This is a genomic window from Streptomyces prunicolor (assembly GCF_045162825.1).
Taxonomy (GTDB): Bacteria; Actinomycetota; Actinomycetes; order Streptomycetales; family Streptomycetaceae; genus Streptomyces; species Streptomyces prunicolor.
Genome location: NZ_CP108676.1, coordinates 9937076 through 9958786, shown reverse-complemented (window position 1 = coordinate 9958786; position 21711 = coordinate 9937076). Strand labels below are relative to the sequence as shown.

General features: G+C 71.3%; 18 protein-coding genes. 8 read left to right on the top strand and 10 right to left on the bottom strand.

What is annotated here, in order from left to right:
• Nucleotides 1-26 precede the first annotated feature (26 nt).
• The gene (locus OG588_RS45000; RefSeq protein ID WP_405952319.1) at nucleotides 27-1457 is read right to left on the bottom strand and encodes a dihydrolipoyl dehydrogenase family protein; all 1431 of its coding nucleotides are present in this window, start codon (nucleotides 1455-1457) and stop codon (nucleotides 27-29) included.
• Between the two features lie 122 nt (nucleotides 1458-1579).
• Between OG588_RS45000 and trxA the strand changes: the two genes are divergently transcribed.
• Nucleotides 1580-1966, top strand: coding sequence for a thioredoxin (gene trxA / locus OG588_RS44995; RefSeq protein ID WP_405952318.1), 387 nt, complete (start codon nucleotides 1580-1582; stop codon nucleotides 1964-1966).
• Nucleotides 1967-2004: 38 nt separating this feature from the next.
• Here the strand turns inward: trxA and OG588_RS44990 are convergent, their stop codons facing one another.
• Both OG588_RS44990 and OG588_RS44985 read right to left on the bottom strand, forming a co-directional pair.
• Nucleotides 2005-3441 carry a benzaldehyde dehydrogenase gene (locus OG588_RS44990; RefSeq protein ID WP_405953376.1) on the bottom strand — a complete coding sequence of 479 codons (1437 nt, stop codon included), beginning with the start codon at nucleotides 3439-3441 and terminating at the stop codon, nucleotides 2005-2007.
• 547 nt (nucleotides 3442-3988) lie between these two features.
• Complete coding sequence (locus OG588_RS44985; protein WP_405952317.1) at nucleotides 3989-5023, bottom strand: LacI family DNA-binding transcriptional regulator; 1035 nt, start codon at nucleotides 5021-5023, stop codon at nucleotides 3989-3991.
• A gap of 140 nt (nucleotides 5024-5163) precedes the next feature.
• On the opposite strand from OG588_RS44985, the gene OG588_RS44980 reads away from it, so the two are divergent.
• On the top strand, nucleotides 5164-5838 hold the full coding sequence (locus OG588_RS44980) for a TetR/AcrR family transcriptional regulator (protein WP_405952316.1): 675 nt from the start codon (nucleotides 5164-5166) through the stop codon (nucleotides 5836-5838).
• Nucleotides 5839-5876: 38 nt separating this feature from the next.
• Complete coding sequence (locus tag OG588_RS44975) at nucleotides 5877-7016, top strand: FAD-dependent oxidoreductase (RefSeq protein ID WP_405952315.1); 1140 nt, start codon at nucleotides 5877-5879, stop codon at nucleotides 7014-7016.
• Nucleotides 7017-7139: 123 nt separating this feature from the next.
• Here OG588_RS44975 and OG588_RS44970 read toward each other — a convergent pair whose 3' ends face one another.
• Nucleotides 7140-7820 carry a TetR/AcrR family transcriptional regulator gene (locus OG588_RS44970; RefSeq protein WP_405952314.1) on the bottom strand — a complete coding sequence of 227 codons (681 nt, stop codon included), beginning with the start codon at nucleotides 7818-7820 and terminating at the stop codon, nucleotides 7140-7142.
• A gap of 105 nt (nucleotides 7821-7925) precedes the next feature.
• On the opposite strand from OG588_RS44970, the gene OG588_RS44965 reads away from it, so the two are divergent.
• Nucleotides 7926-8489 carry an NAD(P)H-dependent oxidoreductase gene (locus tag OG588_RS44965; protein WP_019057642.1) on the top strand — a complete coding sequence of 188 codons (564 nt, stop codon included), beginning with the start codon at nucleotides 7926-7928 and terminating at the stop codon, nucleotides 8487-8489.
• Nucleotides 8490-8573: 84 nt separating this feature from the next.
• On the opposite strand, the gene OG588_RS44960 is transcribed toward OG588_RS44965, so the two are convergent.
• Together OG588_RS44960 and OG588_RS44955 are read right to left on the bottom strand one after the other, a co-directional pair.
• Nucleotides 8574-9455, bottom strand: a complete 882-nt coding sequence (locus tag OG588_RS44960; RefSeq protein WP_405952313.1) for an LLM class F420-dependent oxidoreductase — start codon at nucleotides 9453-9455, stop codon at nucleotides 8574-8576.
• A 107-nt stretch (nucleotides 9456-9562) separates the two neighbouring features.
• A complete protein-coding gene (locus tag OG588_RS44955; protein ID WP_405952312.1) occupies nucleotides 9563-10528 on the bottom strand; it encodes a TerC family protein in 966 nt (321 codons plus the stop codon).
• Between the two features lie 208 nt (nucleotides 10529-10736).
• On the opposite strand from OG588_RS44955, the gene OG588_RS44950 reads away from it, so the two are divergent.
• Nucleotides 10737-11720 (top strand): alpha/beta hydrolase, encoded by a 984-nt coding sequence (locus tag OG588_RS44950; protein WP_405952311.1) that lies wholly within the window; start codon nucleotides 10737-10739, stop codon nucleotides 11718-11720.
• A 711-nt stretch (nucleotides 11721-12431) separates the two neighbouring features.
• On the top strand, nucleotides 12432-13520 hold the full coding sequence (locus OG588_RS44945; RefSeq protein WP_405952310.1) for a helix-turn-helix domain-containing protein: 1089 nt from the start codon (nucleotides 12432-12434) through the stop codon (nucleotides 13518-13520).
• Between the two features lie 3 nt (nucleotides 13521-13523).
• On the opposite strand, the gene OG588_RS44940 is transcribed toward OG588_RS44945, so the two are convergent.
• A complete protein-coding gene (locus OG588_RS44940) occupies nucleotides 13524-13811 on the bottom strand; it encodes a hypothetical protein (protein WP_405952309.1) in 288 nt (95 codons plus the stop codon).
• A gap of 188 nt (nucleotides 13812-13999) precedes the next feature.
• Between OG588_RS44940 and OG588_RS44935 the strand changes: the two genes are divergently transcribed.
• Nucleotides 14000-15340, top strand: coding sequence for a jacalin-like lectin (locus OG588_RS44935; protein WP_405952308.1), 1341 nt, complete (start codon nucleotides 14000-14002; stop codon nucleotides 15338-15340).
• 124 nt (nucleotides 15341-15464) lie between these two features.
• Here OG588_RS44935 and OG588_RS44930 read toward each other — a convergent pair whose 3' ends face one another.
• Complete coding sequence (locus OG588_RS44930; RefSeq protein ID WP_405952307.1) at nucleotides 15465-16460, bottom strand: Lrp/AsnC family transcriptional regulator; 996 nt, start codon at nucleotides 16458-16460, stop codon at nucleotides 15465-15467.
• A gap of 147 nt (nucleotides 16461-16607) precedes the next feature.
• Between OG588_RS44930 and OG588_RS44925 the strand changes: the two genes are divergently transcribed.
• On the top strand, nucleotides 16608-18245 hold the full coding sequence (locus tag OG588_RS44925) for an MFS transporter (RefSeq protein WP_405952306.1): 1638 nt from the start codon (nucleotides 16608-16610) through the stop codon (nucleotides 18243-18245).
• Nucleotides 18246-18306: 61 nt separating this feature from the next.
• Here OG588_RS44925 and OG588_RS44920 read toward each other — a convergent pair whose 3' ends face one another.
• Nucleotides 18307-19269 carry an SMP-30/gluconolactonase/LRE family protein gene (locus OG588_RS44920; protein ID WP_405952305.1) on the bottom strand — a complete coding sequence of 321 codons (963 nt, stop codon included), beginning with the start codon at nucleotides 19267-19269 and terminating at the stop codon, nucleotides 18307-18309.
• A 159-nt stretch (nucleotides 19270-19428) separates the two neighbouring features.
• The gene (locus OG588_RS44915) at nucleotides 19429-21684 is read right to left on the bottom strand and encodes an MMPL family transporter (RefSeq protein WP_405952304.1); all 2256 of its coding nucleotides are present in this window, start codon (nucleotides 21682-21684) and stop codon (nucleotides 19429-19431) included.
• Between the last annotated feature and the right edge of the window lie 27 nt (nucleotides 21685-21711).

The window sequence follows — 21711 nt, the reverse complement described above, 5'->3', positions numbered from 1 at the left end:
CAACTACCCAAGGATGTCAGGCGTGTTCAGCCCCGGTACGCCTCCAGCAACCGCAGCCACACCTCGCTGATCGTCGGGTACGACGGCACCGCGTGCCACAAGCGGCTGATCGGGACCTGGCCGGCGACCGCGATCGTCGCCGAGTGGATCAGTTCGCCTACGCCGGGGCCTACGAATGTCACGCCGCGCAGGATCTCCTCGTCGAGGTCGACGATCATGCGGGCGCGGCCTCGGTAGCCGTCGGCGTAGAGGCCGGCGCCGGCGACCGAGGAGAACTCGACGTCGACCGCGCGGACGCGGTGGCCGGCCGCTTCCGCCTCGGCCAGGGAGAGGCCGACGGACGCGGCCTCCGGGTCGGTGAAGACGACCTGGGGTACGGCGTCGTGGTCGGCGGTGGCCGCGTGGGCGCCCCACGGGTCGGTCTCCAGCAGCGGCACGCCCGACGCGCGGGCGGCGATCGCGGCGCCCGCGATGCGGGCCTGGTACTTGCCCTGGTGAGTGAGGAGGGCGCGGTGGTTGACGTCGCCGACCGCGTACAGCCACTCGCTGTCCGGGACGCGCAGGGTGTCGTCCACCGTGAGCCAGGAGCCCGGTGCCAGGCCGATCGTGTCGAGGCCGATGTCGTCGGTCTGCGGGGCGCGTCCGGTGGCGAAGAGGATCTCGTCGGCCTCGATGCGGTCGCCGCCTTCGAGGAGGGCCGCGACGGTGCCGTTCTCGCGGGTCACCGCCGCGACGGACGTGCCGGTGCGCAGGTCGACGCCGGCCTCGGTGAGCGCGTCGGCGACCAGTTCGCCGGCGAAGGGCTCCATGCGGGGCAGCAGGCCCTTGCCGCGGACGAGGAGGGTGACGCGGGAGCCGAGGGCCTGCCAGGCGGTCGCCATCTCGACGGCGACGACCCCGCCGCCGACCACGATGAGCCGGCCGGGCGCGGCCTTGGCGCTGGTGGCCTCGCGGCTGGTCCACGGCTTGATCTCGTCGAGTCCGGGCATGTCCGGCAGAAGGGCGCGGGTGCCGGTGCAGACCGCGACGGCGTGCCGGGCGGTGAGGACGTGCCGTACGCCGTCGGGGCCCGTCACCGTCACCTTGCGGGGGCCGTCGAGGCGGCCCTGGCCGCGGTAGAGGTCGGCGGCGATGCCGTCGAGCCATCGGACCTGGCCGTCGTCCTTCCAGCCCGAGGCCTCGTAGTCGCGGTGGGCGAGCACCGCGGCGGTGTCGAGGGGGCCTTGGACGAGGTGGCCGAGGCCGGGCACGCGGCGGGCGTCGGCGCGGGCTATGACCGGGCGCAGCAGGGCTTTGCTGGGCATGCACGCCCAGTACGAGCACTCGCCGCCGACCAGTTCGCTCTCCACGATCGCGGTGGAGAGACCGGCCGCACGGGTGCGGTCGGCGACGTTCTCCCCCACGGGCCCGGCCCCGAGCACCACGACGTCGTACGCGATGGATTCCGTTTCCGTCATGGGGCCAGTCTGCTGGGTGGTGTGCGCTGAAGCCACACGGGTAGGGGCGCGGAATACGACACCGGACGACCGTGTTGTCCGGGACGGCTTCGCCCCCACATCGAGGAAGAGGGATTTACGTCATGACCACCACCGTGGAGCTCACCAAGGAGAACTTCGACCAGACGGTCACGGACAACGATTTCGTCCTGATCGACTTCTGGGCGTCCTGGTGCGGGCCGTGCCGTCAGTTCGCCCCGGTCTACGAGAAGGCGGCCGACGAGAACCCGGACCTCGTCTTCGGCAAGATCGACACCGAGGCCCAGCCCGAGCTGGCCCAGGCCTTCGGCATCCAGTCGATCCCCACGCTGATGATCGTCCGCGACCGCGTCGCCGTCTTCGCCCAGCCCGGCGCCCTGCCGGAGACCGCCCTGACGGACGTCATCGGCCAGGCCCGCAAGCTGGACATGGACGAGGTCCGCAAGTCGGTCGCCGAGCAGCAGGCACAGGCCGAGCAGAACGGTCAGTAAGCCCAGGGATTTCCCTCGGGTTTCCGGACCCTCGTTTTTCAGAACGGGTACGACGCCACGTCCCCGCGCACCGTCGTCCAGCGCACGTCGGTGAAGGCCTCCAGGTTGGCCTCGCCGCCGAAGCGGGCGCCGGTGCCGGACGCGGCGACCCCGCCGAAGGGGGCCACGGCCTCGTCGTTCACGGTCTGGTCGTTGATGTGGACGATCCCCGTGGGGATGCGTTCCGCCAGGTCCAGGCCGCGGGCGCTGTCGCGCGTGACGATCCCGAGCGACAGGCCGTACGGTCCCGCCGAGGCCAGCGCCGCCGCCTCGTCGGCGGTGGCGAAGGACCGTACCGGCGCGACCGGGCCGAAGACCTCCTCCGCGTAGGCGGGGGTGTCGTCGTCGACGCCGGCGAGGACGGTCGGCCGGTAGAAGAGGTCCTCGTGGGTCCCACCGGCCGCCAGCCTGGCGCCAGTTGCCGTGCTGGCCTCCACCAGGCCGTGAATCTTGGCGAGTTGGGCCGCGTCGATGATCGGGCCGAGGTGCACCTGCGCGCGGTGCGGATCGCCGACCGCGAGCAAGTCGGCCTTGGCGGCGAGGCGTTCGACGTACTCCTCGTAGAGCGACTCGTGGACGAGATGACGGCCGGTCGTCATGCAGATCTGGCCCTGGTGGAAGAACGAACCCCAGGCCGCCGTCGAGATCACCGCGTCCAGGTCCGCGTCCGCCAGCACGATCAGGGCCGAGTTCCCGCCCAACTCCAGGTGCGCGCGCTTGAGATGACGCCCCGCAGCCTCACCGACCGCGCGCCCGGCGGCAGTTGAGCCGGTGAAGGAGATGACGGGCACCTGCGGATCGGCGACGAGCGCGGCCCCCACGTCGGCGCCACCCGGCAGGATCTGGAGCAACTCCTCGGGCAGGCCCGCCTCCGCGAAGACCGCCGCGAGCGACAGTCCCCCGCAGACCGCCGTGCGCGGGTCCGGCTTCAGGACGACCCCGTTGCCGAGCGCGAGGGCCGGGGCGACCGAGCGGATGGAGAGGATCAGCGGGGCGTTGAAGGGCGCGATCACGCCGACGACGCCGACCGGGATGCGGCGGGTGTACGACAGCCGGGGCGCCTCGCTGGGGAGGACCTGTCCGGCGGGGCGGGAGGCGAGGGCGGCGGCCTCGTAGCACTCCTGGGCGGCGACGTGCAGTTCGAAGTCCGCCTTGCCGGGGATCGAGCCGGACTCCCGCACGAGCCACTCGCGCAGTTCCTCGGCGTGCGCGGCGAACAGGTCACCGGCCTTGCGCAGCACACCGGCGCGGACGAAGTGCGGGACGCGCGCCCACGCGGTCTGCGCGGCGAGGGCAGCCGAGACGGCCGGCCGGATGTCCTCGGCGGCGGCGAGCGTGACGGTGCCGAGCGTGTCGCCGGTGGCGGGCTCGGTGACCGGGTACTCGGGGCCCGACAAGGGGCGGGACTGCCAGTTCTTCGGGTCGAGCAGCGGCATGGTGGTTCTCCGATCCGTCACCGGCGGGACCCACCCGGGCGGCGCAAGTCCCCTGTCTTCGCGGCCTGTTGGGCGGTCGCGTGACGGGATGCGGTGATCCGACGCAGCCGCGCGAGCCACGTCCGGTGTCCGAACGCATCCCCGTCTGGTTGAGCAAGCAACATCCTAGTCGCGTACGGCCGATTCGCCCCGGCGCGGTCGCCGGGCCCGGGGTAGAGAGGGGACGCGGTCGGCGACTCCCCCACTCTCGGCTTCGCCCGACCCGGTCGACGGGCGGATCGAGCGGGACGCCTCGGGCTAACCGGCCAGGACGCTCCAGGAAGGCGCGATGCAGTCGGTCGGACGGCTCACGCCACCGGCCGCGCCGGCCGATCGCCTCGCCGTACTGCCGCACGCCCAGCGGCATCTGAACGCGCTCACCGTCACCGCCCGGCAGGACGCGCACCGCACCCCGCTCACCGGCACCGATTCAGGCGCCGCCGCTCCCTCCGACCTACCCCGCCGGGCAGACCCAGGTCGCTCACGGCCGGATCACTCCAGCCCCGGGTCAGCTGGAGTCGCGGTGTACCACCGACGCGCCGAGCAGTTCGTGCGTGCCCGGTACCCCGCCCGGTTCGCGTACCGCGCTGTCGACCAGTTCGGCCAGCTCGTGGCCGGAGGGCAGTTGGATGTGGACGGTGCTCAGGCGCGGGCGCAGCAGTCGGCCGATCATCAGGTCGTCGGCGCCGATCACGGCCGTGTCCTCGGGGATGCGGATACCTTCGTCCTGGAGGGCGCGCATCAGCAGCATCGCGTACTCGTCGTTGTACGTGAACACCGCGTCGAGACCGAGAGCGCGCCAGCGGGCGGCGATCCGGGCGGCGCTCTCCTCGCAGTAGGCGAGCGGGAGTTCGGTCACCGTGGCGTCCGTGCCGAGCAGGGCGCGGCGCACACCGTCGAGGCGGGGCCGGGAGAAGACCCCCATGCCGGGTTCCTCGGGCATGACCACACCGATCCGGCGCCGGCCGCGGCCGTACAGATGCGCACCGGCGCAGTGGCCGACGCCTTCCTGGTCCAGGAGCACGGCGTGAGCGCCCTCGACCTTCTCGGGGCCGAGCGTGAGGACGGCCCGCGCACCGGAGCGCTTGAGGACCTCGACGCCCTCCGGGCCGAGCCCGGCGCCGGGCACCAGGACGGCGACCGGGCGCAGTTCTGCCCAGGCGCGGGCGGCCTCGTCACCGCGCAGACCGACGGATCCGTGCTGCACGACCGTGTAGTCGAGGCGGCTGAGCGCCCACTGGAGTTCGTTGATGAACTGGCTGTAGAGGAGTCCCACCGGCATGGTCGGCGCCGGCATCAGCACCATGCGGCTGTGTCCGGCGCGCAGACTGCGGGCCGCCGCGTGCGGGACGTACCCGAGTTCCTTCGCGGCCTCGTGGACGCGTCGGCGGGTGGGTTCACTGATCCGTACGGCACTGGTGTTGTTGAGGACGTAGGAGACGGTCGCGCGTGAGACGCCGGCCAGGCGGGCCACATCGGCACTCGTGGGCACGGAGCGCGGTGCGGGCGACGGGGCTGCGGGCGTTTTCGGTATCTGCACCATGACGTACGGCATCTTGGCAGAAGCCGGGGCCGGAGAGTGCGGCGGGGGAACGGCCGTCACGAGAGCAGCATGGTCCGGTATTTTACGAACATGTTCGCCACGAACTTGTTCGGAGCGAACATGTTCGTTACCGTAGAAGCATGACAGCTCGCCCCGACACCCCGCGCAGCCGCCGTGACCGGCCGGCGAAACCCGCCCTGAGCAGGGAGGGCATCGTCGCCGCCGCCGTGACGGTGCTTCGCGCCGAGGGTCTGAAGAAGGTCACCATGCGGCGCCTGGCCCAGGATCTCGACACCGGTCCGGCCTCGTTGTACGTATACGTCCGCAACACCGCGGAACTGCACGCGGCGGTGCTCGACGAGCTGCTCGGCACGATCGAGACGGCACCCACCGAGGGTTCCTGGCGCGAGCGGGTCGAGCAGGTACTCACGGCGTACACCGCGATGCTCTTCGAGCACCCGAGCCTCGCCCGTTCGGCGCTCACGGCCTGGCCCAGCGGCCCGCACTACCTGAACCTGATCGAGACCCTGCTGGCCCTGCTCGACGAGGGCGGCGTCCCACCGGCGCAGGCCGCGTGGGGCGTGGACCTGCTGCTCCAGCAGGCCACCGCGACGGCCGCCGAGCACTCGGGCGACGACACCGCCCAGGACGACTGGGACACCCTGACCGACGCCGTGCGCACCGTGTCCGACCGGACCCACCCGCACATCGCGGCCCGCTCCGGCGATCTGCTCGCCGGGGCGCCCGAGGCCCGCCTGTCCTGGCGGTTCCAGGCCCTGATCAACGGGATCGAGCGGACGGCCGTACCCAACTGACGCCGTTTCCCGCCCACTTCACCTAAAGGAGGCCCATCATGACCACCACCCATCACCCCCTCGCGATCATCGGCGGCGGACTCGGCGGACTCACGCTCGCCCGGGTCCTGCACGTCAACGGCGTCGAGGCGGCCGTCTTCGACCTGGACGCCTCCCCCGCCGCCCGCACCCAGGGCGGCATGCTCGACATCCACGAGGACTCGGGCCAGCCGGCGCTGCGTGCGGCGGGCCTGTACGAGGAGTTCCGCGCGCTGGTCAACCCGGGCGGCGAGAGCACACGCGTCCTCGACAAGGCCGGCACGGTCCTCCTGGACGACCCCGACGACGGCACCGGCGGACGCCCGGAGGTCGACCGCGGCCAGCTGCGCGATCTGCTGCTCGACTCACTCCCGGAGGGCACCGTTCGCTGGGGCGCGAAGGTCACCGGCGCCCGCCAACTCGACGGCGGGCGACACGAGGTGACGCTCACGGACGGCACCTCCTTCACCACCGATCTGCTGATCGGCGCGGACGGCGCCTGGTCCAGGGTGCGGCCCCTGCTCTCGGACGCGAAGCCCGCGTACACCGGCATCTCGTTCGTCGAGGTGGACCTTCCGGAGGCCGACCTACGGCATCCCGTGAGCGCCGAGGTCGTCGGCGGCGGCATGATGATGGCGCTCGGTGCGGGCAAGGGCTTTCTGGCCCACCGCGAGACCGACGGCAGCCTGCACATCTACGCGGCGCTCGCCGTGCCCGAGGACGCGTTCGACGGGGTCGACTTCACGGACACCGAGGCAGCGAAGGCGTACACCCTGGGGCACTTCGCGGACTGGGACAAGAGCCTGCGGGCGCTGCTCGCCGACGCCGACGGGCCACTCGCCCCGCGGCGCATCCACGCCCTGCCGATCGGACACCGCTGGGAGCGGGTGCCCGGGGTCACGCTGCTGGGCGACGCGGCCCATCTGATGTCGCCGTTCGCGGGCGTGGGCGCCAACCTGGCCATGCTCGACGGCGCCGAACTGGGCGAGGCGCTGGCCGCGCACCCGGGCGACACCGAGGCCGCGCTGGCCGCGTACGAGACGAAGCTGTTCCCGCGCGGCGAGGAGTCGGCGGCGGAGTCCGCGGCCAACGGGGTCCTGATGTTCGGCCAGGACGCGCCGCAGGGGATGCTCGACTTCTTCGCCGGCATGGGTGGCTGAGCCGGGCACGGCCTGCGCAGGCGGTACCGGCGGCCGGGCCGGAGGACGTGCTCGGCCTCTTCACCTCCCGCGGCGGCCGAGTCGAGCACCGCGGCCGAGCCGGGCGCAGCCCAACGGACCGACTCAGCGAGGCAGTTGAGTCCCGGTCACGCGGTCGACGAGGTCGATCCAGCCGGCCTCAAGCCGTTCCATGGGCATCCCGCACTGCCGGGTCAGATGGTGGATCAGGGCCGGGTCGAGGTACGCCATGAGCGTCTGGGACAGCAGCTCGTAGTCGGCGTCCGGGATGATCTGCCGGAGCAGCATCGTGACGTGGGTGCGCAGCGCCCGGAGCGCGGAGTGGGCGAACCGGCGGGTGGGCTCGGGCTGCGCGGCCAGTTGCAGGTCCAGCTGCTCGGCGTGGCGGTACAGCACCGCGACACCGAACGCCCGCAGCCGCTCGACCGGCGGGGCTCCGGGGCCCAGCGGGGGCGGGCCGCCGAGGAAGTCCGCCTGGAGCGTCTGCGCGGAGTGGTCCAGCAGCGCCATCAACAGGCCGGTGCGGTCGCCGAAGCGGCGGAAGACCGTGCCCTTGCCGACCTGGGCGGCGGCGGCCACCGCCTCCATGGTGACGCCGGCCACTCCGTGCTCGGCGATCAGCCGGGCGGCGGCCTCCAGCAGCTTGGCGCGGTTGCGGGCCGCGTCGGCGCGCAGGCAGGGCTCGTCGGCGAAGGAGCGGACCTCCAGCAACTGGGGTTCGCTTATTGACTCCTCGGGCTTCGGAAAGGGTGGCAGGGCGCTGGACATGAAGACAGCGTAAAGCACCGGGAACAAAACTGGACCGCGGTCCGCTTAGCCTGGTACAACATTTAAACGGACCTCGGTCCGGATCGTAACGGCAGTGTTTCAGCCCCCCTCTTGGAGTCCCCCATGTCTGTTCGTATCCTCGCGCTCGTCGGCAGCCTGCGTGCCGGCTCGCACAACCGCCAGCTCGCCGAGGCCGCCGTGAAGTTCGCGCCCGAGGGCTCCGACATCGAGATCTTCGAGGGTCTCGCCGAGATCCCGTTCTACAACGAGGACATCGACGTCGAGGGCAACGTCCCGGCCGCCGCCGCCAAGCTCCGCGAGGCCGCCGGCAGCGCCGACGCGTTCCTCTTCTTCTCCCCCGAGTACAACGGCACCATCCCGGCCGTCCTGAAGAACGCCATCGACTGGCTGTCCCGCCCCTACGGCGCCAGCGGCTTCGGCGGAAAGCCGGTCGTCGTGGTCGGCACCGCGTACGGCCAGTTCGGCGGCGTGTGGGCGCAGGACGAGGCCCGCAAGGCCGTGGGCATCGCCGGTGGCAAGGTGATCGAGGAGATCAAGCTCTCGATCCCCAGCTCCGTGGTCCGCTTCGCCGAGACCCACCCGTCGGAGGACGCCGAGGTCGTCGCCCAGCTGACCGAGGTCCTCTCCCAGCTGAAGGGTCACGCGGGCGAGGCCGTCGCCGCCTGATCGAGGCACCCTGCTCGACCATCGAAAGGGGCCGGAGCCCGTAGGAACTCCGGCCCCTTTCATGTCAGTTCATCCCAGGTCAGGTCAGGTCAGCTCGGCCAGGCGTGGCACCGCCGGCGCCACGAACCGCTCGATCCACTCGGCCGGTTCGCCCGTGCGCGGGCCCAGGATCACCGTGTCGACACCGAGCTTCGTGAAGCCGGCGATCTCCCGCAGAAACGCGTCGCCGTCGCCCGCGGTGACCGACTCGCCGCTGTACACGATCGTCTTGCGGATACGGTCGTAGTCGCGCTCCAGCCTGTCGCAGTGACCGCGCAGCACGTCGAGCTTGTGCCGCAGCTCGTCCGGGGTCGCCACGATCAGGTTGCAGGCGTCGGCGTACTGGGCGACCAGCCGGAGGGTCTTCTTCTCGCCACCGCCGCCGATCATGATCTCGGGGTGCGGGCTGCTGACCGGCGCGGGCACGCACAGGGTCTCGGCGAGTCGGTAGTGCTTGCCCTCGAAGGGGCCGTTCGTCTCCGGGTCCCACATCTGCAGACAGATCCGCAGGGTCTCCTCCAGCCGTTCGAAACGCTCCGCGACCGGCGGGTACGGCACACCGAGGCCGTGGTGCTCGCGGTCGTACCAGGCCGCCCCGATGCCGAGCGTGGCCCGGCCGCCGGACAGGACGTCGAGCGTGGTGGCGATCTTCGCGAGGAGTCCGGGCTGACGGTACGTCACCCCCGTGACCAGCGCGCCCAGTTGGACCGTCGATGTGCGGCCTGCGAGATATCCCAGGGTCGTGTAGGCCTCCAGCATGGCGTCCTCGGCGCCGCCGTTGAACTCCATCTGGAAGTAGTGGTCCATCACCGAGAGCCAGCTGACGCCCGCCGCCTCGGCCGCGGCGCCGACAGCCGCCAGCTCGGGCCCGACCGCCGTCGGGCCTCCGGAATGGTTGAACCGGTTGATGTGTACGCCGACGCGCATGCCCGACTCCCTTTCACGGTCCACTTCACGGCCCACCCGGACCTTCAGACCTTCACCGTCCTTCGTGACCGTAGGCCTTCGAGCGCTCTCGAAGTCAAGCTCCACGCCTACGACTTGACGGCGGGATCCTCGTCGGCAGCCCGCGTGGCCCACAGGCTGGTGAACGTCGTCACCGCCAGGACCAGCACGATGAAGCCGAGGGAGAAGGGGATGGAGATCTCCGGGACGTGCACGCCGGATTCGTGCAGGGCATGCAGCACGAGCTTGACGCCGATGAAGCCGAGGATGATCGACAGGCCGTAGCTGAGGTGGACGAGTTTCTTCAGCAGGCCGCCGATGAGGAAGTACAGCTGGCGCAGGCCCATCAAGGCGAAGGCGTTGGCGGTGAAGACGATGTACGGGTCCTGGGTGAGGCCGTAGATCGCGGGGATGGAGTCGAGGGCGAAGAGCACGTCGGTGGAGCCGATCGCGAGCATCACGACCAGCATCGGGGTCATGATGCGCTTGCCGTTCTCGGTGATGAACAGCTTGGTGCCGTGGTAGCGGTCGGCCACGCCGAAGCGGCGTTCGGCGATCTTGAGGAGCTTGTTCTCCTCGTACTCCTCGTTCTCGTGGCCCTTGCGGGCGTCCTGGACGAGCTTCCAGGCGGTCCAGATCAGGAACGCGCCGAAGAGGTAGAACACCCAGGAGAACGTGGAGATGATCGCCGCGCCGGCCGCGATGAAGCCGGCGCGCAGGACGAGGGCGACGAGGACGCCGACCATGAGCACCCGTTGCTGGTACTGGGACGGCACCGCGAACTTGCCCATGATCAGCACGAAGACGAAGAGGTTGTCGACGCTGAGCGACTTCTCGGTGATGTACCCGGCGAAGAACTCCCCGGTCGGCCCGCTCCCGCCGTAGAAGAACAGCCCGAGCCCGAACAGGCAGGCCAGCACGACCCAGACCACGGTCCAGACGCCGGCTTCCTTGAGCGAGACGTCGTGGGGTTTGCGGCCGATGAGGAAGTCGGCGCCGACGAGGGCGCAGAGGGCGGCGATCGTCAGCAGCCAGACGGTCAGGGAGATGTTCACGGGTGGTGCTCCTGGTGCATTTGGGATCTTGACATCGTTGTTGACACGGATGATCCCTTCCACGTCCCGAAGGTGAACAACAGGTCACGTCCTGACAAGGCACCCGCCGGACGGCGGAGAGGTTCCGCCGGACGGCGGTGGGCGGATCGGGGGTACACGCGCGGATCATGGCCGTACGAGCCGCCGCGCCCAGCGTCAGGAGAAGCGCATGACTTCCGTCCCGCCCCCGCCCCCGTTCGACCCCGAACTCGCCGCTGCGCTGGAGTTGATCAAGGAGTTCATCTCGCCCGGGATGACGATGGAGGACATCGACGAGATCCGTCGGGGCCCGGCGATCACGCAGTCGATGCAGATGGATCTCACGCTCGACGGAGCCTTCGCCATCGAGGACAGGGAGGTGGCGGGCCCGGTAGGCGAACCCGACATCACGCTGCTGATCTGCCGTCCGACCGCACCGGCGACGGCGGGCGCGCTGCCCGTCATCTATCACGTGCACGGCGGCGGGATGGTGCTCGGCGACCGGCGGGTCGGGGTGACCGGGGCGCTGGAGTACGCGCGGGAGCTGGACGCGGTGGTGGTCTCGGTGGAGTACCGGCTGGCGCCCGAACACCCGCACCCCGCGCCGATCGAGGACGTGTACGCCGGTCTGCTGTGGACGGCGGAGCACGCGAAGGAGATCGGCGGCGATCCCGAGCGGATCGTCATCATGGGCGCGAGCGCCGGCGGCGGCCTGTCGGCCGCGCTGGCCCTCCTTACCCGCGACCGCGGCGGCCCGCGCCCCATCGGCCAGCTCCTGCTCTGCCCGATGCTCGACGACCGCAACGACACCCCGTCCGCCCACCAGATGGTCGGCGTCGGCGTCTGGGACCGCACCGCCAACGAGACCGGCTGGACCGCCCTCCTCGGCGACCGCCGCGGCGGTCCCGACGTCTCGCCGTACGCCGCACCGGCCCGCGCGGAGGACTTGACCGGCCTGCCCCCGGCCTTCCTCGACGTCGGCTCGGCGGAGACCTTCCGCGACGAGGTCGTCGCCTACGCGTCCCGCCTCTGGCAGTCGGGCGGCATCGCCGAACTCCACGTCTGGCCCGGCGGCTTCCACGGCTTCGACGGCTTCGCTCCCCAGGCGACGGTCTCACAGGCGGCGCGGGCCGCGCATGTGAGTTGGCTGCGGCGGTTGTTGGGGGCAGGTTGAGGGGGTGAGGGCAGGGCCGCGATGGCACCGGTGCGCCGCGGCGTCCCCAACGTGGCCGGGCGGCGCACGTGAGCCGGCTTCGCCATGAGCGCGGTGAGAGCGCGGCCACGGTGACACCGGCATGCCGTCCGCGCGCGGCATACCAGGGAAGCCCCTCGGCCGCTCCGGAGACAGCCCGAGCGCACTGCCCGCGTCCCGGCCTCTCCCCCGCCGCCGGCAAGGCACACCGAATACGGAGACCGCCGGCGGCGCGTACCCACGACCGCGGCGACACCGACGCACCGTGCACGAGCGGCACACCGAGGAAGCCCCTCGGCCGCTCCGGAGACAGCCCGAGCGCACTGCCCGCGTCCCGGCGTCACCCCCGCCGCCGACATGGCACACCGAATGCGGAGACCGCCGCCGGCGGCGCGTACCCACGACCGCGGCGACACCGACGCACCGTGCACGAGCGGCACACCGAGGAAGCCCCTCGGCCGCTCCGGAGACAGCCCGAGCGCACTGCCCGCGTCCCGGCCTCTCCCCCGCCGCCGGCAAGGCACACCGAATACGGAGACCGCCGGCGGCGCGTACCCACGACCGCGGCGACACCGACGCACCGTGCACGAGCGGCACACCGAGGAAGCCCCTCAGTCTGTCCAGGGACGCTCCGGGCGAGATACCCACGTCCCGTCCCTCCTCTCCGCCGGTGGCATGCCGCACCATGGGGTTATGAAAGAGCTGGCCGGGCGCCTGACCGCGCTGGATCCGGACGCCGGTGCCGCCGTGCGGGTCATCGGGTACTTCGATCGGCTCGCCGAGTCGCGGGCCGGGCTCGAGGCGCTGGTGCGTGGGGCGGCGGTGCTGGCCGGGTGTGCCGCGCGGCTGGTCGACGCTGAGCGGCGGGTTCGGGTGCGGGTCGAGGCGGACGGTACGCGCAGGGACAGCGAGGAATCGCCGGATCCCGCGTGGCCCTCCGCCGCGCTGACGCCGGGCGGGGCTTCCGCACTGTGGCTGGAGCGTACGGCGCAGGCGCCGCCCAGTGTCGTCGACGCGGTGATCCTGGAGCGGGCGGCCGGTGCCGTGCGGCTCGTGCTCGATCGGACCCGGGGCCGGGTGCCCGCCGAGGACCCGGAGTTGATCGAGACCCTTCTCGACGCCACGGCTCCCGAGGCAGCCCGGCTGCACGCGGCCCGCCGCCTCGGCCTCGACGCGACCGACCCCGCGACCCGGGCCCGGGTTCTCGCCCCGCTCGACGGACGGCCCCGCGTCCTCGCCGCGCCCCGGGACACCGGTACGTCCGGCGCGCGAGTTGTGTCGGACAGTGATCCGCAGGCGGCCCATGACGGCTCCGGTCCTCAACCACCGCACACGGACGGCGAGTTGCCCGCAGGCCGACTGGGTATCGGCCCCGCCGTCCCGGTACTGGACCTGCCCCGCTCCTGGGCCGCCGCCCGCACCGCCCTCCGCTTCACCGCCGACGGCACCGCACAGGACCCCGGCCCGCGCGTCGTGCACGCCGACGAGCTCGGCGGTATCGCCCTCCTCGCCGAACTGGTCGTACCGGGTGCCGAACCGCCGGCCGACGTCCATGACGTGGAAGCGGCGGCGGCCAACGCGCCCTGGCTGCTGGCCACTTTGAGCGCCGTGGCCGGCACCACGAGCCTGCGCGCGGCGGCCACCGAGATCAACGTCCACCACTCCACGCTCCAGGACCGGTTGACCCACGCGGAGTCCCTGCTGGGCTGGCCGGTACGCACTCCGCAGGGGCGACTGCGGCTGCAACTGGCGCTGACGATGCGGCACTTGGCTCGGTCGTAGCGGTCAGGGACGGCGGTTGGAAGAGACCGGGTTCCTGGCGCTGATCCCGCGCTCGCTCCAGCGCAACGCCGTCCCGAAGCGGCTCTCGTCAGGGCGCGTGTTCAGCAACGCGGACCACCGTGCGGGTCCGGTCCGGTTCAACGGTGCCGGGATCATGGACAGTTCGGCGTCGGCCGTCAGGACCGCCGCCCGCTCTTCGGCCGTTGTCGGCGGTCCGCGCTCGCCCCGACATTCCTCCCCGCAGTCTTCCCCGCATTCCTCGTGCCGGGTGATGTGCATGTCGTATGCCATACCTGTGGACCGTATCCCCCCGCACCGACAACAAACGGTCAGGCGACGGGACTTGGCCATCTCCGCGCCACCCGGAATTCCAGATTCGGTGTGGCCGAAGGGGAGTCATAGCAAGCGCTTGTCGCTACATTTTGACATGACCGCCGCAACACCCTCCCCCTCTGTCACTCCGCAGGAGGCACTTCCCCATGCGCAGACTTCTCGCCTGTCTGGCGGCCGCAGCCGCGGCCCTGGGCGGGATCACGGTGGCCGCCGCGACACCGGCCGCCGCCGCAACGTCGGGCAGCTTCAACGTGCTCACGTACAACGTCGCCGGGCTGCCGGAGTGGTTGTCCAGCGCCTCGACGCCGCGCGACACGAGCACCACGGCGATTGGCACGCGCATCGCCCCGTACGACATCGTGAACGTGCAGGAGGACTTCAACTACCACGCCTACCTGTACTCCACCGACACCCACCCCTACCGCACCGCGACCAGCGGCGGCGCGGGCATCGGCAGCGGGCTCAACACCGTCTCCAACTACGCCTGGGACGGCGACGACTTCGAGCGGGTCGGCTGGAACTCCTGCCAGGTCGACTCGGGCGACTGCCTGACCCCCAAGGGCTTCACCTTCATGCGGGAGCGGCTGTCCGAGGGGGTGTACGTCGACTTCTACAACCTGCACACCAACGCGGGGACGAACGACGGTGACGAGGCCTCCCGCGCGGACAACCTCAACCAGCTGACCTCGTTCATCGGCACGCACTCGGCCGGCAACGCCGTCGTGGTGATGGGTGACACGAACACCCGCTACACCCGCACCGCCGACACCATCGCCGAGTTCGGCGCCGCCAACGGGCTCACCGACGCCTGGGTCAAGGTGATCCGCGGCGGCGTGGCACCGGCCAAGGGCAGCGACACCCTCCTGTGCGACCAGACCGGGGCCACCGTGCCCAACACCTGCGAGGTCGTGGACAAGGTCCTCTACCGCAGCAGCAAGCTGGTCACGCTGAACGCGACCTCGTACAACAACGAGCACGCCAAGTTCCTCACCTCGGACGGCCTGATGCTCTCCGACCACGACCCGATCACGGTCGGTTTCACCTGGTCGCAGAACGCGGACTTCCAGCTCAGCGACCAGTTCGGCGGACCGCACGGCGACTACTACCAGGACATCGACAGCGTCCCGGCCGCCGCCCGCGCCACCAAGATCTCGCTGCGTGCCGGCTCCCGCGTCGACCAGGTCGGCGTCACCCTCGCCAACGGCACCACCCTCACCCACGGCGGGACCGGCGGCACCGCGTCCTCGCTGACGCTGGGCAGCGGCGAGTACGTGACGTCGGCGTACCTGTGCGAGGGCAAGTACAGCGACACCACGCGGATCTTCTACGCCAAGTTCACCACCAACCTGGGCAACACCCTGGCCGGTGGCACCACCACCTCGGACTGCGTGACCCGCACCGCCCCGTCCGGATGGCAGATCGCCGGCTTCCACGGGCGCTCCGGCGACGAGCTGGACAAGGTCGGCTTCATCTACACGAAGCGCTGACCCGAAGCGCCGACCCGAAGCACTGCTCCGCCGCCGTAGCGACGAAGTACCAAGCACGGCACGGCAGTTGAGAGCCGGATCATCCGCCACCGCGGGTGGTCCGGCTCCCTGCGTTCCGGCCGCGTCACGCGAACGCCGGGGGCACCAGTCGCCCGCGTGAGATGAGCGAGGTCGCCTGCTTCAGGCGGTGGACGTGGATGCTCAGGCCGTAGCCGTCGATGCCCGGGACGGTGGCGACCTTGGTGGTCAGGTACCGGTACAGGTGTTCCGTGTCGCGGCAGATGACGACGGCCATCACATTGGAGTCGCCGCTGATGGCGGCGGCGAAGGCGACCTCGTCGTGGACCGCGAGTTCCTCGCCGACGCGCTCCAGGTGGGCCGGGGCGACGCGCAGCCACAGGGTGGCGTTGAGGGCGAACCCCAGGCGTGCGGGGAGCAGTTCGACGTCGTAGGCGAGCGCCCCCGAACTCTCCAGGGCGTCCAGTCGGCGGGCCACGCGGGCCGTGGACCAGCCGGTGGCGTCGGCGAGTTGGGTGTGGGTGGCGCGGCCGTCCTCCGCGAGGGCGTCGAGCAGCGGGGTGTCCTCGGCGGTGAGCGGCACGGGTGGCCCGGCGGGCGCCAACTGCCGGTCGCCGACCAGGTGTTGTACCTGCTCGGGCGTGAGCCGGCCGCCGTAGCCCGTCCAGTCGCTCACTCCGGACGCGCCGAACGGATGGATGAGCAGGTCGATGCTCACGTCCAGCACCGATGCGGACTTGGGAAGTTGGCGCAGCAGGACGTCGTCGCTCGCCACGTGCACCGGCGCGGTGATGACGCAGATGATCTCCGAACCGCCGGACGCGAGGCCCGCGTAGGCGATGTCGGGCCGTCGGGCGAGCGCGTCGGCGAGCGGGCCGACCCGGTCGGGGCGGCAGCGGATCCGGGCCAGCCAGCGGGCGTCGCCGTGGACGGCGGGGTCGACCAGGCCGACCACCCGCATCACCCCGGAGCGGCGCAGGGCGTGGAAGCGGCGGGCGGCGGTCTGCTCCGAGACCCCGGCCACCTCGCCGATCAGCCGGAACGAGGCGCGCGCCGCACACTGCAGCGCGCGGAGGATTTTCCCGTCGACTTCGTCCATCATGAAGGAAGTGTGACATCGAAACGGCGCCGGGTAGAGGTTTCTCGTCGCTTCTCGGTCTCACGTTGGTGATTGTCCATGGCGGAGCTGATCCTGAGACGCGTGCCCGTTCGAGTTCGAGGGCACCGCATTCGAGAAGGAGAGTTCCCCGTGAACGTCACGATCCCGGCGAGCGGGCGGCCCGAGCGGCGGGCGGCCACCCTCGTCATGGCCTGTCTCGGCGTCTTCGTCGCCTACTTGCCGGTGACCACGGTCGCCGTGAGCCTGCCCGCCATCCAGTCGGCGCTGCACGCGTCGACCGCCCAACTGTCCTGGGTCCAGGACGCGTTCGTGCTGCCCATGGCCGCGTTCATCCTCACCGCCGGTGTCTTCGGCGATGTGCACGGACGCAAGAAGGTGTTCCAGGCGGGCCTGTTGTTCTCCGCCGCCGGCGCCGCCGTGGCCCTGTCCGCGCACTCGGTGCAGGTGCTGTGGATCGGCCAGGCCCTCGCCGGTCTCGGCGCGGCGACCCTGTTGCCGACGACCCTGGCGCTGATCAGCCACGCGGTGCCGGACCACCGGGAGCGCGGCAAGTTCATCGGCCTGTGGGCGACCGCGTTGATGGCGGCACTGGCCGTCGGCCCGCTGATCGCCGGAGTTATCCTCGACCACGCCGCCTGGCGCTGGATCTACCTCATCTCCGTCCCCGTCCCGCTGATCGCGCTGGGCGTCGCCGCCCGCCTGCTGCCCGACTCCCGGGCCCCGCACGGCCGCAAGCTTGACTGGCCCGGCCAGCTCACCGCCGCCCTCTCCATCACCGCGCTGGTCTACGGCGTGATCGAGGGCGGCGCCGGTTCCTTCACGGACGTCAAGGTCATGGTGGCGCTGTTCACCGCGGTGGTCGGCGGGGTCGCGTTCGTGCTCGCCGAGCTGCGCAGCGAGAGCCCGATGCTGGATCTGACGCTGTTCCGCAGCCCGGCGTTCACCGCCACCACACTGGTCGCGATGATCACCTTCCTGGCGCTGATCGGCTTCTTCTTCCTGCTCAGCCTCTACTTCGGCCTGGTGCAGCAACTCGACACGCTCCAGGCGGCGTTGCGGCTGCTCATGGTCACCGCGGCGGCCATCGTGATCGGTATACCGGTCGGGCGACTGATGCACCGGGTCGCTCCGCGCGTCCTGATCACCGGTGGTCTGCTGGTCATCTCCGCCGCCCTGTTCTCGCTGACCGGCGTCGACGCCGACACTTCCTTCGCGTCCATCGCCTGGCGGCTGGCGCTGCTGGGCCTGGGCATCGGGACCGTCATGACGCCGATGACCGCGACCGCCGTGGCCTCCGTGCCGTATCAGCAGGCCGGGATGGCGGCGGCCGGCAACAACGCGTTCCGGCAGGTCGGCGGCGCGCTCGGCCCGGCGGTCCTGGGCGCCCTGCTCACCACCAAGGCACTCGACACGCTGCCCGGCCACCTCACCGACGCCGGGGTGACGGGCGCGACCCAGCGCAGCATCGTCTCCACCGCCGACGCGGGCGGCCTGGGCGCCGTCGCCCGCATGAACCTCGGCGCGGACACCGGCCGCGCCCTGGGCGCACTGGGCGACTCCTTCCTCGACGGCATGCGGCTGTGCCTGGTGGTGGCCGGGGCGCTGACTCTCCTCGCCGCGCTGGTGTGCGTGCTGTTGCTGCGCCGCCCGCGACAGAAGTCCGGGGATACGTCGGCTCCGGTGGCCGGTGCGAACACCGCTGCCGCCGCCGCTGGGTCGCCAACGGCACGTGTCGTAGCGGCGGTTGACTCGGCGCCGAACCGCTGAGGCACGAACGACCCACGGGCGGGGCCCCGTTGCGCGTCTTCGGGGCCCCGCCCGCTGCACCTCAGATCGATACGGCGACAGCGGTGAACGTCGTGTCCGGCGTCTGCGGGCTGGTGAAGCGGGCGTTGACGAGATAGAGCCGGTTGCCGAAGCGGGCGGCGGTCGTCGGGACGTCGAAGCGCGGGTCGGTGATCGTACGGCGCAGGGTCGCGGTGGTGGCCCTGACGTCGAGGTCGAACACGCTGATCCGGTTCAGCCGGTTCTGGACGACGTACAGGGTCCGGCCGATCCGGAACAACCCGTCCCCGTTGACCACGTCCGACGCGCCGCTCAGGGCGATCTCCGTAGCGTGGCCGGTCTTCAGGGACACCTGGTAGAGCTTGCCGGGTGTGCTGCTGACGACGATCAGGCCGTGCCCGTCCGGGGTGCCGACGATCCCGTTCGCGTTGTTCACGCCGGGCGTCTGCACCCAGTCACCGGTGAGCGGGAGGGCGGTGACCTCGCCCGTACGGCCGCGCGGTACGCCGTAGAGCACCGCGTCGAGCGAGTCGGTGAACCAGGCGCGGTCGCCGAGGAGCGTGACGTCGTTGATGAAGTGGCCGGTGGAGGCGGTGAGTTGATAGGTCGTCAGCACGTCACCGGTACGGGAGTCGACGACTCTCGCGACCCCGGTGCTGCCGGCGACGTACAACAGGCCGTCGTGGTCCAGCTTCAGCCCGACCGACACCAGGCCGGTGGCGCCCTCGGTCAGGATCTCGCCCTCGCCGGTGCGCAGGTCGGTGCGGTGGATGGCGCCGTTGGCACGGGAGCCCAGGTAGGCGTAAGGCCTGCTGCCGATGGCTATGCCCTCGGGGAGGAAGCCGTTGGGCAGGGAGAACTCCGTGGGCCAACCGGCCGGGGTGGTCGATGAGTTGGCGCTCGCCGTGCCGGTGCCGGTCGTCATGGCGAGGGCGGTCAGGGCGGCTCCGCCGAGGAGGGCGCGCCGGGTGGGGTGGGGGTGTGCGTGGGGGTGGATCCGGGTCATCGTTCGGGCCTCCGGGGACGAGTGGGGGTGAACGGGGGCTGTTGGAAGGGTGGTTGGGCGGACCCGGTGACTCGGGCGAGCCCTGGGGATCGGACCCCGGGGCTCGGGTGAAATCTTCTTCAACTCCGCCCCAAGGCCCGGTATTTGGGTAACGGCCCATCACTCCCCGGAGTTCCCACGCACCCCACCCGCACCTACGGGTTCGGGTTCGTCGCTGTCCGCCGGTACGACCTTCTGGAGGCTGCTCCCCTCGACGTCCAGGTCGGGCAGCAGCCGGTCCAGCCAGGCCGGCAACCACCAGGCACCCCGCCCCGCGAGAGCAAGTACCGCCGGTACGAGCGTCATGCGGACGGCGAAGGCGTCGATGGCCACGCCGACCGCCAGGGCGAACGCGATGGGCTTGATGAGGGAGTCGTCCAGCGGGAAGAACCCGGCGAAGACGGTGAACATGATGAGCGCGGCGGCGGTGACGACCCGCACGCTGTGCCGCGCGCCGTCGACGACCGACTGGCGGGCCCGGCCGGTGTGGGCCCACTCCTCACGCATCCCGGACACCAGGAACACCTCGTAGTCCATGGCCAGTCCGAACAGCACGCCGATCAGGATGATCGGCAGGAAGCTGACGACGGGCCCGCTGTGCGGCACCCCGAGGACGTCGGCCAGCCAGCCCCACTGGAAGACGGCCACGACCAGGCCGAGCGAGGCGCCCACCGAGAGCAGGAAGCCGACGGCGGCCTTGACGGGGATGACCAGCGACCGGAAGACCATCATCAGCAGGAGCAGGCTCAGGCCCACGACGATGGCGACGAAGGGCAGCAGGGAGTCGCTGAGCCGGTTGGACACGTCGATGTTGACGGCGGTGGTGCCGGTGACCGCGATCGAGGCACCGGTGGTGGCCCGGAGGTCGGACGCGGCCGAGCGGATGTCACGGACGAGCCGGTCGGTACGGACGCTGTCGGGACCGGAGTTGGGCAGCACCGTGACGACGCTCTGTGCCGGGTCGCTGGTGGGCTCGGGCGGCAGGACGGCCTTGACGTTCTTCAAGGTCCGCAGTTTCGCGGCCACTTGGGCGCCGACCTGTGAACTCGCGGCGGCCGTACGGTCGTTGGTCTCGGCCAGGACGAGCAGCGGGCCGTTGAAGCCGGGGCCGAACTTCGCGCTGATCGTGTCGTAGGCGGTGCGCTGGGTGGAGGCGTGCGGGGCGGAGCCGTTGTCCGGGAGGGCCAGGCGCAGGTCGGCGGCGGGCAGCATGAGGGTGACCAGGATGCCGGTGACGGCCAGCACGGTCAGCAGCGGCTTTGCGATGACCCACTTCGTCCAGCGGGTGCCGAGGGTGGCGCGGCCGGTGGTTCCCTCGACGTCGGTGGCTCCTTCCGCCTCGGCGGCCCGCCGGGCGGCGCGGCTGCCGGGCTTGGGGGCGAGTCGCGTACCGGCGAATCCCGCGACGGCGGGGACGAGGGTGATCGCGGCCAGCACCGCGATGAGGACGGCTCCGGCCGCTCCGAGACCCATCGTGGTCAGGAACGGGATGCCGATGACGCTCAGCGCGGCGAGCGCGATGATCACGGTCGCACCGGCGAAGACCACGGCACTGCCGGCCGTGCCGACGGCCAGCGCGACGGATTCCTTCGGGTCGGTGCCGCGGGCGAGTTGCTGTCGGTGGCGGGAGAGGATGAACAGGACGTAGTCGATGCCGACGGCCAGCCCCAGCATCAGGGCGAGCGTGACGGCCGTTGAGGAGATGCTGACCGCGGGCGCGAGGGCGAGCAGTCCGCTGAGCCCGGCCGCGACACCGATCAGCGCGGGCAACAGTGCCATGCCGGCGGCGAGCAGCGAACCGAACGTGACGACGAGCACGAGCAGCGCCACGGCCACGCCGATGATCTCCGACGGCCCGATGTGAACTCCCTTGCTGTTGAAGACGGAACCGCCCACCGAGGTCCGCAGCCCGTCCCGCTCCGCCGCGTGGGCCGCGCTCTTGATCGCGTCCACGGACGAGGTCCCGACCTCCGCGGTCTGCACGCGGTACTGGACCTGGACGATCGCCGTCGTCCGGTCGGCGGAGACGGCACCGGAGGCGCTCGGGGCGACGACCGCGCTGACCTGGGGTGCCCGCTCGGTCTCCGCCACGGTCCGAGCGATGACGGCCGCATACGGGGATTCGGTGATCCGGTGCCCCTCGGGCGCCGTGAAGACGATCTGGGCGCTCGCGCCCGCCGCCTCCGGAAGGGTCTTGCTCAGGCTGTCCAACGCCCGCTGCGACTCGGTGCCCGGCACCGAAAAGCGGTCGTCGAGCTTGCCGCCGAAAACGCCGACGCACGTGATGAACGCGGCCAGCACGAAGAGCCATATACCCAGGACGAGTTTGCGGTGCCGGTAGGCGCTGTGGCCCAGCCGGTGAAGGAGGACAGCCATGACTAACTCCCTGGAAGGGGGCGGAGG

Bases quoted from the DNA above. Each gene is read 5' to 3' on its own strand.
- OG588_RS45000 (WP_405952319.1), bottom strand. From the start codon at position 1,457: ATGACGGAAACGGAATCCATCGCGTACGACGTCGTGGTGCTCGGGGCC.
- trxA (WP_405952318.1), top strand. From the start codon at position 1,580: ATGACCACCACCGTGGAGCTCACCAAGGAGAACTTCGACCAGACGGTC.
- OG588_RS44990 (WP_405953376.1), bottom strand. From the start codon at position 3,441: ATGCCGCTGCTCGACCCGAAGAACTGGCAGTCCCGCCCCTTGTCGGGC.
- OG588_RS44985 (WP_405952317.1), bottom strand. From the start codon at position 5,023: ATGGTGCAGATACCGAAAACGCCCGCAGCCCCGTCGCCCGCACCGCGC.
- OG588_RS44980 (WP_405952316.1), top strand. From the start codon at position 5,164: ATGACAGCTCGCCCCGACACCCCGCGCAGCCGCCGTGACCGGCCGGCG.
- OG588_RS44975 (WP_405952315.1), top strand. From the start codon at position 5,877: ATGACCACCACCCATCACCCCCTCGCGATCATCGGCGGCGGACTCGGC.
- OG588_RS44965 (WP_019057642.1), top strand. From the start codon at position 7,926: ATGTCTGTTCGTATCCTCGCGCTCGTCGGCAGCCTGCGTGCCGGCTCG.
- OG588_RS44960 (WP_405952313.1), bottom strand. From the start codon at position 9,455: ATGCGCGTCGGCGTACACATCAACCGGTTCAACCATTCCGGAGGCCCG.
- OG588_RS44950 (WP_405952311.1), top strand. From the start codon at position 10,737: ATGACTTCCGTCCCGCCCCCGCCCCCGTTCGACCCCGAACTCGCCGCT.
- OG588_RS44945 (WP_405952310.1), top strand. From the start codon at position 12,432: ATGAAAGAGCTGGCCGGGCGCCTGACCGCGCTGGATCCGGACGCCGGT.
- OG588_RS44940 (WP_405952309.1), bottom strand. From the start codon at position 13,811: ATGGCATACGACATGCACATCACCCGGCACGAGGAATGCGGGGAAGAC.
- OG588_RS44935 (WP_405952308.1), top strand. From the start codon at position 14,000: ATGCGCAGACTTCTCGCCTGTCTGGCGGCCGCAGCCGCGGCCCTGGGC.
- OG588_RS44930 (WP_405952307.1), bottom strand. From the start codon at position 16,460: ATGATGGACGAAGTCGACGGGAAAATCCTCCGCGCGCTGCAGTGTGCG.
- OG588_RS44920 (WP_405952305.1), bottom strand. From the start codon at position 19,269: ATGACCCGGATCCACCCCCACGCACACCCCCACCCCACCCGGCGCGCC.
- OG588_RS44915 (WP_405952304.1), bottom strand. From the start codon at position 21,684: ATGGCTGTCCTCCTTCACCGGCTGGGCCACAGCGCCTACCGGCACCGC.